Annotated in this window: 13 protein-coding genes; 4 read left to right on the top strand and 9 right to left on the bottom strand. The window is 65.4% G+C overall.

Annotated features, from left to right (window positions below; genetic code table 11):
• Positions 1-7: 7 nt before the first annotated feature.
• Complete coding sequence (locus M2341_RS12115) at positions 8-769, bottom strand: sulfite exporter TauE/SafE family protein (RefSeq protein ID WP_181561460.1); 762 nt, start codon at positions 767-769, stop codon at positions 8-10.
• A 172-nt stretch (positions 770-941) separates the two neighbouring features.
• Between M2341_RS12115 and epsC the strand changes: the two genes are divergently transcribed.
• The 3 genes from epsC (at position 942) to M2341_RS12100 (ending at position 3505) form a co-directional block, all read left to right on the top strand.
• Positions 942-1643, top strand: coding sequence for a serine O-acetyltransferase EpsC (epsC, locus tag M2341_RS12110; RefSeq protein WP_181560150.1), 702 nt, complete (start codon positions 942-944; stop codon positions 1641-1643).
• Entirely contained in the window at positions 1643-1999 is a 357-nt protein-coding gene (locus M2341_RS12105; protein WP_264575406.1) for a DUF2794 domain-containing protein, read from the top strand. The genes epsC and M2341_RS12105 overlap by 1 nt, the downstream gene beginning before the upstream one ends.
• A gap of 111 nt (positions 2000-2110) precedes the next feature.
• The gene (locus tag M2341_RS12100; protein WP_264585412.1) at positions 2111-3505 is read left to right on the top strand and encodes an OprO/OprP family phosphate-selective porin; all 1395 of its coding nucleotides are present in this window, start codon (positions 2111-2113) and stop codon (positions 3503-3505) included.
• Positions 3506-3541: 36 nt separating this feature from the next.
• Here the strand turns inward: M2341_RS12100 and phoB are convergent, their stop codons facing one another.
• The 8 genes from phoB to M2341_RS12060 form a co-directional block, all read right to left on the bottom strand.
• On the bottom strand, positions 3542-4237 hold the full coding sequence (gene phoB / locus M2341_RS12095) for a phosphate regulon transcriptional regulator PhoB (RefSeq protein ID WP_264585411.1): 696 nt from the start codon (positions 4235-4237) through the stop codon (positions 3542-3544).
• Positions 4238-4240: 3 nt separating this feature from the next.
• Positions 4241-4939 carry a phosphate signaling complex protein PhoU gene (gene phoU, locus M2341_RS12090; RefSeq protein WP_181560146.1) on the bottom strand — a complete coding sequence of 233 codons (699 nt, stop codon included), beginning with the start codon at positions 4937-4939 and terminating at the stop codon, positions 4241-4243.
• A 31-nt stretch (positions 4940-4970) separates the two neighbouring features.
• Positions 4971-5753 carry a phosphate ABC transporter ATP-binding protein PstB gene (gene pstB / locus M2341_RS12085; protein ID WP_264585410.1) on the bottom strand — a complete coding sequence of 261 codons (783 nt, stop codon included), beginning with the start codon at positions 5751-5753 and terminating at the stop codon, positions 4971-4973.
• Positions 5747-7039 carry a phosphate ABC transporter permease PstA gene (pstA, locus tag M2341_RS12080; RefSeq protein WP_264585409.1) on the bottom strand — a complete coding sequence of 431 codons (1293 nt, stop codon included), beginning with the start codon at positions 7037-7039 and terminating at the stop codon, positions 5747-5749. The genes pstB and pstA overlap by 7 nt, the downstream gene beginning before the upstream one ends.
• Entirely contained in the window at positions 7036-8418 is a 1383-nt protein-coding gene (pstC, locus tag M2341_RS12075) for a phosphate ABC transporter permease subunit PstC (RefSeq protein WP_264585408.1), read from the bottom strand. Before pstC ends, pstA begins: the two co-directional genes overlap by 4 nt.
• 77 nt (positions 8419-8495) lie before the next feature.
• On the bottom strand, positions 8496-9530 hold the full coding sequence (locus M2341_RS12070; protein ID WP_264585407.1) for a substrate-binding domain-containing protein: 1035 nt from the start codon (positions 9528-9530) through the stop codon (positions 8496-8498).
• Between the two features lie 80 nt (positions 9531-9610).
• The gene (locus tag M2341_RS12065; RefSeq protein ID WP_264585406.1) at positions 9611-10900 is read right to left on the bottom strand and encodes a sensor histidine kinase; all 1290 of its coding nucleotides are present in this window, start codon (positions 10898-10900) and stop codon (positions 9611-9613) included.
• 73 nt (positions 10901-10973) lie between these two features.
• Positions 10974-11648: an HAD-IA family hydrolase gene (locus M2341_RS12060; RefSeq protein WP_264585405.1), complete on the bottom strand. Its 675-nt coding sequence runs from the start codon at positions 11646-11648 to the stop codon at positions 10974-10976.
• A 167-nt stretch (positions 11649-11815) separates the two neighbouring features.
• On the opposite strand from M2341_RS12060, the gene glmU reads away from it, so the two are divergent.
• Positions 11816-13132, top strand: coding sequence for a bifunctional UDP-N-acetylglucosamine diphosphorylase/glucosamine-1-phosphate N-acetyltransferase GlmU (gene glmU / locus M2341_RS12055; RefSeq protein WP_264586038.1), 1317 nt, complete (start codon positions 11816-11818; stop codon positions 13130-13132).
• Positions 13133-13139: the final 7 nt, after the last annotated feature.

Genomic DNA, 13139 nt, shown 5'->3' with positions numbered 1-13139 from the left:
AATCGATCTAGCCGATCAGTTCAAGCGAGCGCAGGATGCCGTAGCCGGTGGTCAAGGTCAGCACGCAACCGACCATGATGAGCAACGGCCGGGCCGGAACATGCTTGGCGATCCAGGCGCCGAGCGGCGCGGCCAGCACGCCGCCGATCAACAGCCCGGTCGTGGCGGTGGTGAACGTTTCCCAGCCGAGATGCACGAGGAAGGTGATGCTGATCGACAGCGTCAGGAAGAATTCGACTGTGTTGACCGTGCCGATCGTGTGGCGCGGGCTGGTGCCCTGGATCAGCAGGTTAGAGGTCACGACCGGACCCCAGCCGCCGCCGCCCGATGCATCGAGGAAGCCGCCGAGAAGGCCGAGTGGCGACACGAACCGGGGGTCGCGCACATGCGCCTCGGTATGGCGCAGGCCGCGCCAGAGCAGCCAGAGGCCGATGAACGCGAGGTAGGAGAGGATATAGGGCCGGATCAGCTCGCCATCGATATTCGAGAGGAAATAGGCGCCCGCAACGCCGCCGATCATCCCGGGAACCACCAATTTCCAAAAGAGCTTCCAGTCGACATTGCCATGCAGCACATGGCTAATCGCGGAGACGGCGGTGGTGCAGGTCTCTGCGGCATGAACGCTGGCGGAGGCCGCCTTGGGCGGAACACCGAGCGCGAGCAGGAGGCTGCTGGAAATGACGCCATAGGCCATGCCGAGCGCGCCATCGATTATCTGCGCACCGAAGCCGACAGCCACGAAGGGCAACAGCATCAGCGCAAAATCCATCCAGGCGTCGGGCAAGGGCAAGCCTTTCTCAATTAACTCACTGGACAATAGGCCCGCCGTTTCCGGCTTGGCAAGGAAATTGTCCTTGGGCCTAATCCTGGCAACGCTCTAGAAATTTCAACGCATCGCGACTAGATAGCTGCTCTTGTCGGCCAGCAAGGGACGCTTTGCCATGGGGCTTTTGTCCTACCTCGATTCCGTGAAAGAGCGCGATCCCGCGCCGCGTTCGCGGCTGGAAATCCTTATTTATCCAGGAGTCTGGGCGCTCGGCCTGCATCGGGTCGCGCATCAGCTGTTTCGCTGGCGGCTCTTCTTCCTTGCGCGTTTGGTCAACCATTTTTCCCGCTTCCTGACCGCCATCGACATTCACCCGGGTGCGACGATCGGAAAGAATTTCTTTATCGATCACGGCTTCACGGTCATCGGCGAGACTGCGCTGATTGGCGATAATGTGACCATCTATCAGTGCGTGACGCTGGGCGGCACCGATCCGGCGAATGGAATCGCCGGCAAGCGCCACCCGACGATCTGCGACGGCGCGATCATCGGATCGGGCTCGCAGGTGCTCGGCCCCATCACCGTGGGTGAGCGCGCGCGGGTGGGGGCCAATGCCGTGGTGACCAAGGACGTGCCGGCCGGTGCGGTGATGATCGGCATTCCAGCCCGCGCGACGCTGGTCGATGCCAAGGAATATCAGAAGCCGTTTACGCCTTATGGTACGCCCTGCAGCGAGACCTACGATCCGGCGACGCAGAAGCTGGAAATTCTCCAGTGCGAAGTCGAAGTGCTGCGCAAGCGGTTGGCGGATCTGGTCGCCGAGCAGGAAGCCCGGCGCGCGGACGGCGCTGATGGCCAGTCCCGCACCTCGGCTTGATGAGCAACGTCACACCATTTCCTCCCCGGCCCACACCGGTCAATAGCCCGCCCACGCAGACGAGTTTCGACCGACTGGAACTCTCGCGGATCATGGATCTGTACGGACGCATGGTCGCGGCGGGGCAGTGGCGCGATTACGCCATCGATCTTAATCGGGACGTCGCGATCTTTTCCGCCTTCCGCCGCACGGCGGAACGCCCGGAGGTGCGCATCGAGAAGCGCCCGTCTCTGCGCAACCGCCAGGGCATGTGGGCGCTGATCGGCGAGAATGGCGTCATCCTGCGCCGGGGGCAGGAACTGGCCGGAATTCTGGCACCCGTCGAGCGCCGGCTGATGAAGCTGATCGAGGATTAGGGGCAGGCGCGTCGCCGCGAGGTCTCTCACCCGACTGTCGCAAAACTGTCATCAAACTGTCATACCGGCGTCCGACATTTGAACGGAGCATGGACCTTGCGATTTCCCCTGATGGCGGCGCTTCTCGCTGCGAGTGCGCTGACGCTTCCTGCGCCTGTTCTGGCCCAGGCGTCCCCGCAAGCCTCCACCCCGGATGACGTCGCCGCGCTGCGGGCCGAGATTACGCGGCTAAGAGCGCAGCTTGAGAGCATGGAGGCCCGGCTCGGCAAGGTCGAGGGCACACAGGGCGCGTCCTCGACGCCCTCCGCGGCCCCCGAGGCGGCGGTCGCCTCTGCCCAGACGGCCACCCCTGCGCCCGCAGCGAGCGCCAAGCCGGACACCCAAGTGAGCTGGCGTGGCGCGCCGCAATTTACCGGCGAGGGGGGGCTTTCCTTCAAACCACGCGGTCGGCTGCAACTCGATACCAACGTCGTCTCCCGCCCGGATGGCATCAATGCGCCCACTTTGGGCTGGTCGGCCGACGTGCGCCGCGCCTATCTCGGCGCGGACGGCACGCTGGGCGGCGGCTTTGGCTATCGGCTGGAGCTGGATTTCGCGTCCGGCAGCGCGCAGTTCACCGACGCCTGGCTCACTTATGAGCGTGGGCCGCTTACGCTGACGGTCGGGCATCACCGCATCACCACGCTGGAAGACCTGACCAGCGATCTGGAAACCAGCTTCCTCGAGCGCGCGGCCTATACGCAGGCCTTTGGTCTGGAGCGGCGGCTGGGGCTGTCGGCCACCTACCGCATCGGCGACATACTGCTTTCCGCCGGCGCCTTTGCGGATGATCTCGCGGCGCTGGGCACGTCCGGCGTCACCAGCAACAGCTATGCGCTGGATGGCCGGCTGGTGTTCATGCCCAAGCTTGGCGACACGCAGCTTCATCTCGGCGGCTCGCTGCATCACCGGGAGCTGAACGATCTGACGGACGTCCTCCACTATCGCGCCCGGCCCGGCGCGCGGACGACCGATGTGCGCTTTGTCGACACCGGCCTGTTCAGCGCCAGCGCGGAGACGGGCTATGGCCTGGAATTTGCGGCCTTGCGGGGACGGTGGCATGTGGCGGCGGAAGGCTTCTGGCAGAAAGTGGCGCGGCCCGGCCTTGCCGATCCGACCTTTTTCGGCGGTTATGGGGAAGTCGGCTACATGCTCGCCGGCGCCTCCAGCCGGGGCTATCGCAATGGCGCCTTCGGCTCGATCAAGCCCACACGCGGGCTGGACAAGGGCGGCTCGGGCGCCTGGCAGCTCAACCTGCGCTATGACTGGCTCGATCTCGACGATGGCCTGATCAACGGCGGCCGCGAGCAGACCTATGGCGTCTCGCTCATCTGGGTGCCGATCGAGCGGGTGAAGTTCCTGGCCAATTATCTGCGCGTCGAAGTGAGCGACACACCGGTCGTCGCCGGCACGCGGGACGATTATGGCAGCGACGTGTTCGGGCTGCGCGCGCAGTATGAGTTCTGACGGCCAGCGCCCCCGCGCGTTGCTGACAGCGCGCGGTCAGGCTGCGTCGGCATCCAGCGAGTAGCCGGCTGAGCGGACCGTGCGGATGATGTCCGGCAGGCCGCCGGCATTTACCGCCTTGCGCAGCCGGCGAATATGCACATCGACCGTGCGCAGTTCGATCTCGCTATCCTGCCCCCAAACGCTGTCGAGCAGGCGCTCGCGGGAGAACACCCAGCCGGGATGTTCGAGCAGATGGCGCAGCAGACGGAACTCGGTCGGCCCGAGCGCCACAAGTTGCCCGGCGCGCCGCACCTTGTGGGCCACCGTGTCCATTTCCAGATCGGCAAAGGTCAGAACCTCGCCGGCGAGGGCAGGGCGGACGCGACGCAGCACGGCGTTGACGCGGGCGATCAACTCGCGCGGGCTGAACGGCTTGGTGACATAATCGTCAGCGCCGGTTTCGAGGCCACGCACGCGGTCTTCCTCCTCCCCGCGCGCAGTGAGCATGATGATCGGGACGTTAGCCGTCTCTGGCATTCGCCGCAGTCGCCGGCAGACCTCGATGCCGGAGAGATTCTCCACCATCCAGTCGAGCAGCACGATATCCGGTGTGCTCTCCTGCGCCAGAATAAGCGCTTCCTCGCCGTCGGGCGTCTGCGCGACGTCAAAGTCTTCGCGCTGGAAGTGCCAGATGAGCAATTCCGCCAGCGCCGCATCGTCCTCGACGAGCAACATCTTTGCGCGGACCACCACTCAGTCCTCCGCCAGCAGATCGACTGACGTTCCCTTCTCCCGCTCCGGCGGCTTGGCGCCGGTCGCGACGTAATGGACCATCTCGGCGATGTTGGTGGCGTGGTCGCCGATGCGCTCCAGATTCTTGGCGATGAAGAGCACATGCGCGCTCTCGGAGATCATCTTCTGGTTCTCCATCATGAACGTCACCATGGTGCGGAAGATGGAATTGTAGAAATCGTCCACCGCCCGGTCCCGCTCAATCACGGCCAGCGCCTGCTGCGCATCGCGCGCGGCAAAGGCGTCGAGCGCGGACTTGACCATCTCGCGGGCGATCTGCGCCATGGAGGGGAGCAGCGAGAGCGGTTCCATGCGGCTGGAGGCCGTCACCGTCTCGACGCGCTTGGCGATGTTCTTGGCATAATCGGCCATGCGCTCGACGATGCCGGCGATCTTGAGCACCGCGATGATCTCGCGCAGATCGTCCGCCATTGGCGCGCGGAGGGCGATGGTCTGCACCACCAGCCGCTCGATATGCGCGTCCAGCTCGTCGATCCGCGCGTCGCCGGCAACGACGCTCTTGGCGAGCGCCACATCGCGTGTCGTCAGCGCCTTGATGGCATTGTCGATGGCATCCTCGGTGAGGCCGCCCATCTCGGCGATCAGCGCCCGCAGGGCGTTGATGTCGTCGTCGAAGGCCTTGAGCGTGTGTTCCGTCATAGCTCGTTCCTGTCCATCCAGTCGGCCGATGTCAGCCGTAGCGTCCGGTGATGTAATCCTTGGTGCGCTCTTCTCGCGGGTTGGTGAAGATCTCGGTCGTCGGCCCCTGTTCCACAAGCTTGCCCAGGTGGAAGAAGGCCGTCCGCTGCGAGACGCGCGCCGCCTGCTGCATATTGTGGGTCACGATAACGATGGCATAGTTGCCGCGCAGCTCCAGGATCAGCTCCTCGATCTTGGCGGTGGCGATCGGGTCGAGCGCCGAGCAGGGCTCGTCCATCAGGATCACTTCCGGGTCCACGGCAATCGCGCGCGCAATGCACAGGCGCTGCTGCTGGCCGCCGGAAAGGGCGGTGCCGCTCTCGTTGAGGCGGTCCTTCACTTCCTCCCACAGGCCGGCACGGCGCAGCGACTTCTCCACGACCTGATCGAGATCACTCTTGCTGGCGGCAAGGCCGTGGATGCGCGGGCCATAGGCGATGTTCTCATAGATCGACTTGGGGAAGGGATTGGGCTTCTGGAACACCATGCCCACCCGCGCGCGCAGCTGCACCACGTCCATGCCGGAGGCGTAGATATCCTCGCCATCGAGCGTGATCTCGCCTTCCACCCGCGCGCTCGCGACCGTATCGTTCATGCGGTTGAGCGTGCGCAGGAAGGTCGATTTTCCGCAGCCCGAGGGGCCGATGAAGGCGGTCACATGATCCAGGTCCACATCGATCGAGACATTGTCGATCGCCTGCTTGTCACCATAGAAGACCTTGACGCCGCGAGCGGACATCTTGGGTGCGCTGGTCTGCATATCGGCCATTACCATTTCTTCTCGAATTTGTTGCGCAGGAAGATCGCGATGCTGTTCATCGTGAGCAGGAACGCCAGCAGCACGATGATCGCGGCGGAGGTCTTTTCAATGAAGCCCCGGCCGACTTCGTCCGACCACAGGAAGATCTGGACCGGCAGCACGGTGGCGGGATCGGTGAAGCCGCCCGGCGGCTGCGAGACGAAGGCGCGCATGCCGATCATCAGCAGTGGCGCGGTCTCGCCAAGCGCGCGGGCCATGCCGATGATTGTGCCGGTGAGAATGCCGGGCAGGGCCAGCGGCAGCACATGGTGGAACACGACCTGCACCGGGGAGGCGCCGATGCCGAGCGCCGCATCGCGGATCGAAGGTGGCACAGCCTTGATTGCATTGCGCCCGGCGATGACGATGACGGGCATGGTCATCAGCGCCAGCGTCATGCCGCCGACCAGCGGCGCGGAGCGGGGCAGATGCATCACGTTAAGGAAGATAGCGAGGCCGAGCAGGCCGAAGATGATCGAGGGCACCGCCGCCAGATTGTTGATCGACACCTCGATGAGGTCGGTCCAGCGATTGCGCGGCGCATATTCCTCCAGATAGAGTGCGGCGAACACACCGATGGGGAAGCTCAGCGCGAGCGTGATCACCATCGTGATCAGCGAGCCCTTGAGCGCGCCCCAGATGCCGACCATCGTCGGGTCGGTGCCATCGCTGCCGGTGAGGAAGCCGATATTGAAGGCGGTGGAGAGCGCGCCGGCATCGCCGAGCTTGGCGACCAATGCCTCATCGGCGGGCGTGCCGTCGCTCTTCATCGCCACGTCCAGGCCGGTCGAGGCGGGGAGGTTCACCGTGGCCTTGCGCTGGAGAATGGTTGGATCGCTGATGATCGCCTTGCGCAGGGTGAGCACGGCGTTGGGCGAGAGGATCTGGGTCTCGGGGAGGCCGAACGCCTCCCTTGTGGCCTGCTCCAGCACCGCCGGCACATTGGCATTGGCCAGCGCCTGCTCGGGATTGGTCGCGAGCACGGCCGGATCGATCAGCGCGGGTGAGCGCGGGAAATCGATGGGCACGGCGACTTCCGTCTGCGTGAAGCCGCGCAGGCCATTGCCCATCATCGAGATGAGCAGGAAGGCGAGGAAGCCTGCCGAAACCAGCACCGCAGCCATGCCCCAGAGGCGGAACCGGCGCTCGGCGGCGTAGCGGCGCGCAATGCGGCGCTTCATCGCGTCGCCGCGCCAGTCCGTCGGCGCCCGTTCGGCGCGGTCGCTGGCCGCAGCCCGGTCGAGAACAGTCTCGCCGCTCATTCGTAAGCCTCCCGATATTTCTTCACGACCCGCAGGGCGACGATGTTGAGCAGCAATGTGACCACGAAAAGCACCAGCCCGAGCGCGAAGGCGGCGAGCGTCTTGGCACTGTCGAATTCCTGGTCACCGGTCAGGAGCTGGACCATCTGGGTGGTGACGGTCGTCACGCTGGAGAAAGGATTGAGGGTGAGGTTGGCGGCAAGGCCAGCGGCCATCACCACGATCATCGTCTCACCGATGGCGCGGCTCACGGCGAGCAGCACGCCGCCGACGACGCCGGGTAGCGCGGCGGGGATCAGCACCTTGCGGATCGTCTCGCTGGTCGTCGCGCCCATGGCGAGGCTGCCGTCGCGCATCGATTGCGGCACGGCGGCAATGCTGTCGTCCGCCATGGAGGAGACGAAGGGGATGATCATGATGCCCATGACGAGGCCCGCGGCCAACGCGCTCTCGGAGGATGCGTTGGAAATGCCGAGTGAGACCGCGAGGCTACGCAGTGCCGGCGCCACAGTCAGCGCGGCGAAATAGCCATAGACCACCGTCGGAACGCCGGCGAGCACCTCAAGGATGGGTTTCATCCACTTGCGCGTCGTCGGGCGGGCATATTGGGTGAGGTAGATGGCGCTCATCAGCCCGAGCGGAATGGCGACGATCATGGCAATGATGGCGCCGATGAAGATCGTGCCCCAGAACAGCGGCACCGCGCCGAAGGCGTCCTCATTGCCATAGCCCATCGCGGCCGATTGCGGGCTCCAGTTGAGGCCGAACAGGAAGTTGAGCGGGTTGACCATCGAGAAGAAGCGCATCGATTCAAACACCAGCGAGGCGACGATGCCGGCGGTGGTGACGATGGCGATCAACGAGGCGCCGAGCAGCGACCACATCACCACCTTCTCGACGCGGTGGCGCGCGGTGAAGGTGGGGCGGACGCGCGAGAGGGCATAGGCGCCGCAGGCAAAGGCCAGGATCGCGGCGAGGATCGCGCCCATGGTCGAATAACGCATCGTCGCGACGCGATAGGGCTCAACCAGCTCCGTGGCTTGGGGATTGAAGGCGGCGGCCTGCGACCCAGTGGCAATGGACTGTGCTTCGGCGAGGATCGCGTTGCGGGAGAAATCGTCGGTCGGCAGGCTCTGGGCCGCGGGCGTGGCCAGCACCGAGTCCGCGATCAGCGCCGGCATCACATTCGCCCAGACTGCGAGGAAGGCGAAAGCCGGCAGCATGGTCCACAGCGCCACATACCAACCGTGCTGGGTGGGGCGGCTGTTGGTTGCCAGACGGCCGACTTCCGCCTGCAGCCGGGTGGCGCGTGCCCGGGCGATGATCCAGCCGATCACCCCAAGCGCGCCTATGATCAGGACGATCATTACGCCGGTCATTCGCTCATACCCCCTTGGCCATTCAACCTGGCAGGAACCGGTGGCGGCAGCGCGCCGTCACCGGTTGGATTGTCCGATCAGTGCAGTTCGTCGCCGTTCAGCACGGTGAGGTTTGCGATGCGCTCGGCATTGGCCGCGCGCACATCCTCGGGCGCGGCGACCATGCCGCGGCGGGCCAGCGCGCCATCGGGTGCCCAGTTCTTAGCGAAGGCTTCCATATAGGCCTTGAGGCCAGGAATGGCCGCGAGATGGGCCTTCTTCACATAGATGTAGAGCGGACGGGCACCGGGATAGGAGCCGCCGGCGACGGTTTCATAAGTCGCTTCCTGCCCATTGATGGCGATATCGCGCACCGTGTCGCGATTGGCCTCGAGGAAGGAGAAGCCGAAGATGCCGACGGCATCGGGGTTCGCGCCCAGCTTCTGGACGATCAGATTGTCATTCTCGCCGGCGTCGACATAGGCGCCGTCCTCACGGATCTGGGTGCAGATCTGCTTGTGCTTATCTTCATCCTTGGCTTTGAGCTCCTTCATCGCCGGGTCGCTGTCGCAGCCGGGCGTCAGGATCAGCTCGGCCAGCGAATCGCGTGTGCCGGAGGTTGAGGGCGGGCCGAAGACGGAGATGGCGATGGCAGGCAGCGCGGGGTCGATGTCCTGCCAGGTCTTGGCCTTGTTCGGGCCCTTGCCATAAGGATTGGCGGCCAGCGCTTCATAGACCTGCTTGGTGGTCAGCGCGATCTTGGGGCCTTTCACGGACTCCGCCAGCGCCAGGCCATCCAGGCCGATCTGGATTTCGATGATCTCGTTGACGCCGTTTGCCTTGCACGCCTCGAACTCGGATTTCTTCATCCGGCGGGAAGCGTTGGCAATATCCGGGTTCTGGGCGCCGACGCCCTTGCAGAACAGGCTGATGCCGGCACCGGTGCCGGTGGATTCGATGATCGGCGCCTTCATGCCGGGATTGTCATTCTGGAAGAGACGCACCGCCTCCTGCGCGAACGGATAGACTGTGGACGAGCCGACCGCGCGGATCTGATCGCGCGCGCCGCCACCGGGCTGGTTCTGGCAGGCCGCGAGCATGAGCAGGGACGCGGCGAAAAATGCATGACGCATGGACTGGTCTCCGGGAGGCGCTTGTGTTGCCCGGCGTCGCCTTAGAACCGGGTTCCTCGCGCCTCTGTGACGTTTCTGTTTCACTTTTGTGACTCAGCCACCCCGGCAGGTGCGGCCCGGGCGGCGCCGGCAGCGGCGTCCTCGCCCGCAAGAGCGCGGAAGACCGGCAGTTCCACCCGCACGGTGGTGCCCACGCCGACCTTGCTGTCGAACTGAAGAATTCCGCCATGGCGCTGCACGATGTGCTTCACGATGGCGAGGCCAAGGCCCGTTCCGCCCATCGCGCGGCTGCGGCTTGAGTCGATTCGGTAGAAGCGCTCGGTGAGGCGGGGGAGGTGTTCGGGTGGAATGCCCTCGCCCTGATCGCTCACCGCTAGCAGCACCATGTTGCGCTCATGCGGCTCGGCCCGCACCGTCACCGCCGTGCCGGCCGCGCCATATTTGAGCGCATTGCTGATGAGGTTGTGAAGCAGCTGGCTCAACTGAGCACGGTCGCCGCGCACGGGGGGCAAGTCCGGGTCGACCTGCGTCACGATATCCTGCCCGCGCTTGTTCTGCCCCTGGCGGAAGACCTGCACCACTTCCTCCACCAGCGGGGCGAAGGCCACCGGCTGGTCGGGCGAGCGATATTTGTCCGCCTCGATGCGGGACAGGGACATGAGATCATCCACCAGCCGCTGCATTCGCCGCGCCTCGCCATCCATGATGGTGAGGAAGCGCTCGCGGGTGGCCGCATCGGCACCCGCGACCGGGTCGCGCAGGGTTTCGATGAAGCCGAGGATGCCGGCCAGCGGTGTGCGCAGCTCATGGCTGGCATTGGCGACGAAATCCACGCGCATCCGTTCGGCGGCCTGCTTGTCGCTCTGGTCGAAGAGCAAGGCGAGCAGGCGGCCGTTGGCGATCGGCTGAATGTCGAGCGCCCAGCTTTGACCGGCGGTACCCAGGCCGATGATGTCAACGCGGGCGGGGGCCTGCGCCTGATTGGGGCCGGTGAGCAGATCGATCGCGGCCGGGTGGCGCAGCGCCAGCCGCACGTCCTGCCCGATGATGTGGCGGCCGAGCAGCGCCAGCGCGGCGTCATTGCAGCGCTCGATCCGCCCGCGCTCCACGATCAGGCTCGGATGCGGCAAGGCTTGGAGCAGCGTGTCGATCTGGCTGAGGCTCGCGCCATTTGCGTCAGGCGCCGGTGCCGAGATCAGGGACGGCGTTGCGCGGCGCTCCAGCGCATCGAAGAGCAGTGCGACGCCGAACAGGCAGGCCACCGCCGACGTCAACGTGGCTTCCGCGCTGCCGGTCAAGGCATAGACGATGACGGTCGCGAGCGCCCCCGTCAGCAGCAAAATCCAGATCGAGCGATCGACGCGGGCCATGGCCACCCCCGTAGATGATTCGCACTGCCAGCGCGATTCCAAAGATCGCGGCGCTCGGAAAGCGAGGAGAGGCTCAGACCGTCCAGCGCTCCAGCAGCGGTATCAGCTCGTCATAATGGTCGATACCGGCATCCGCGCCGATCTCTTCCGCCGTGCACGGCACGAAGCCGAAGCTGACCGCAATCGAGGGGATGGCAGCAGCACGGGCGGCCAGCGTGTCATTGTCGGTATCGCCCAGGAAGATGGTGCGCCCGCCGCCCGCCTTCTCGACCATGTCGAGCAGCAGATCGGGCAGCGGCTTCATCCGGTTGGGGCCGAGCGTGTCGCCGCCGACGATAGCCGCGAAACGGGGCGTAAGGCCGAGCTGATCGAGCAGGCTGCGCGCCAGCGCCTCGCGCTTGTTGGTGCAGACTGCCAGTCGCACCCCGCGCGCGGAAAGTGCGTCCATGGCATCGATCAGGCCCGGATAGGGCTGGGTATGTACCGCGATGTTGGCGGCATAATGGTCGAGCAGGATCGGCAGCAGCGCATCGACCAGCGCCTCGTCCTGCTCGCCCGATTCCTGCAACGCCCGCGCCAGCATGCGCCGCGCGCCCTTGCCGATAAACGGGCGGATGGTCTCGACCGGAAAGGGGCCGTAACCGCGCGTGGCGAGCGCATGATTGACGGCGGCGGTCAGGTCCGCGCCGGTATCCAGCAGCGTGCCATCAAGATCGAAGCCGACAAGGTCGAAAGCAAAAGTGGTCATCGCTGCCCCATGCCTTCTGGGCAGTGGCGCGATCAAGTCAAACATGGCAAGGCTCGCCTGCCCCGTCCCGATCACCCTTTGATCTCGCCAACAAGAGAGTGCCCGTGCCCGATCCGATCAATCGACCGCTTGCCATCATCATCCTTGCTGCCGGCCAGGGGACGCGCATGAAGTCGGCCAGGCACAAGGTGCTGCATCCGCTCGCTGGCCGCCCGATGCTGCTTCATCTGCTGGCAAGCGCCGGCGCGCTCGATCCGGCGCGGCAGATCGTCGTGGTCGGCGCTGGGCGTGAGCAGGTGGAGGCCGCCGTGGCCGGTCGCGGGATCGACATCGCGGTGCAGACCGAACAGCTCGGCACGGGCCATGCCGTGGCGCAGAGCGCGGCGGCGCTGCAGGGCTTTGTGGGGGATGTGCTCATTCTCTATGGCGATGTGCCCCTGGTGCGCGCCGAGACCATGCGGGCGATGATTGCGCGCCTGCATGAGGAGGATGCGCCGGCCTGCGTCGTGCTCGGCTTCCGCCCGCGCGACCCCGCCGCTTATGGCCGCATCATCGCCACTGCCGATGGACGCATTGGCAAGATGGTCGAGTATAAGGACGCGACCGAGGCCGAGCGCGCCGAGGATCTGTGCAATTCCGGCCTGATGGCAGTGCGCGCCGAGGATCTGTTCGCGCTGCTCGACCGGGTCAGCAATGATAATGCAGCGGGTGAATATTATCTGCCGGATATCGTGATGCTCGCCGCCGTCGATGGGCGGGCAAGCGCGGTCATCGAAACCAGCGCTGACGAGGTCGCCGGCGTGAACAGCCGGGCCGAGCTGGCGGCGGTTGAGGCGAGCTGGCAGCAGGCGCGGCGCGCCGACGCGATGCGCGAGGGGGTGACGCTGGTCGCGCCGGAGACGGTATTTTTCGCCTACGATACCGTTCTTGGCCGCGACGTGACCGTCGAGCCCAATGTCGTCTTCGCCCCCGGCGTGGTGGTGGAGGAGGGCGCGACGATCCATGCCTTCAGCCATTTGGAGGGCGCCCATGTCGGCCGCGATGCTTCGGTGGGGCCGTTTGCGCGGCTGCGGCCCGGCGCGCGGCTGGGTGAAAAGACCAAGGTCGGCAATTTCGTTGAGATCAAGAAGGCCGTGCTGGGCGCGGGGAGCAAGGTAAACCATCTCTCCTATGTCGGCGACGCGCAGGTGGGCGAGGCGGTGAACATCGGTGCCGGCACGATCACTTGCAACTATGACGGCTATTTCAAGCACGAAACAGTGATCGGCGACCGCGCCTTTATCGGCTCCAACAGCGCGCTGATCGCGCCGGTGCGGATCGGCCGCGATGCCATTGTCGCGGCAGGCAGCGCCGTCTCGCGTGATGTCGGGGACGGAGAGCTTCGCTTGGTCCGCGCGGAACAGTTCGTGAAGCCGGGCTGGGCCGATCGCTTCCATGACGCGATGCGCAAGAAGAAAAGTGCGGCGCACAAGAAAGGCAGCTGAGGCACTT

It is taken from the genome of Sphingobium sp. B7D2B (genome assembly GCF_025961895.1).
Classification (GTDB): domain Bacteria; phylum Pseudomonadota; class Alphaproteobacteria; order Sphingomonadales; family Sphingomonadaceae; genus Sphingobium.
Note: the sequence above shows the minus strand (reverse complement) of the source record. Positions and strands in the feature narration are given on the sequence as shown.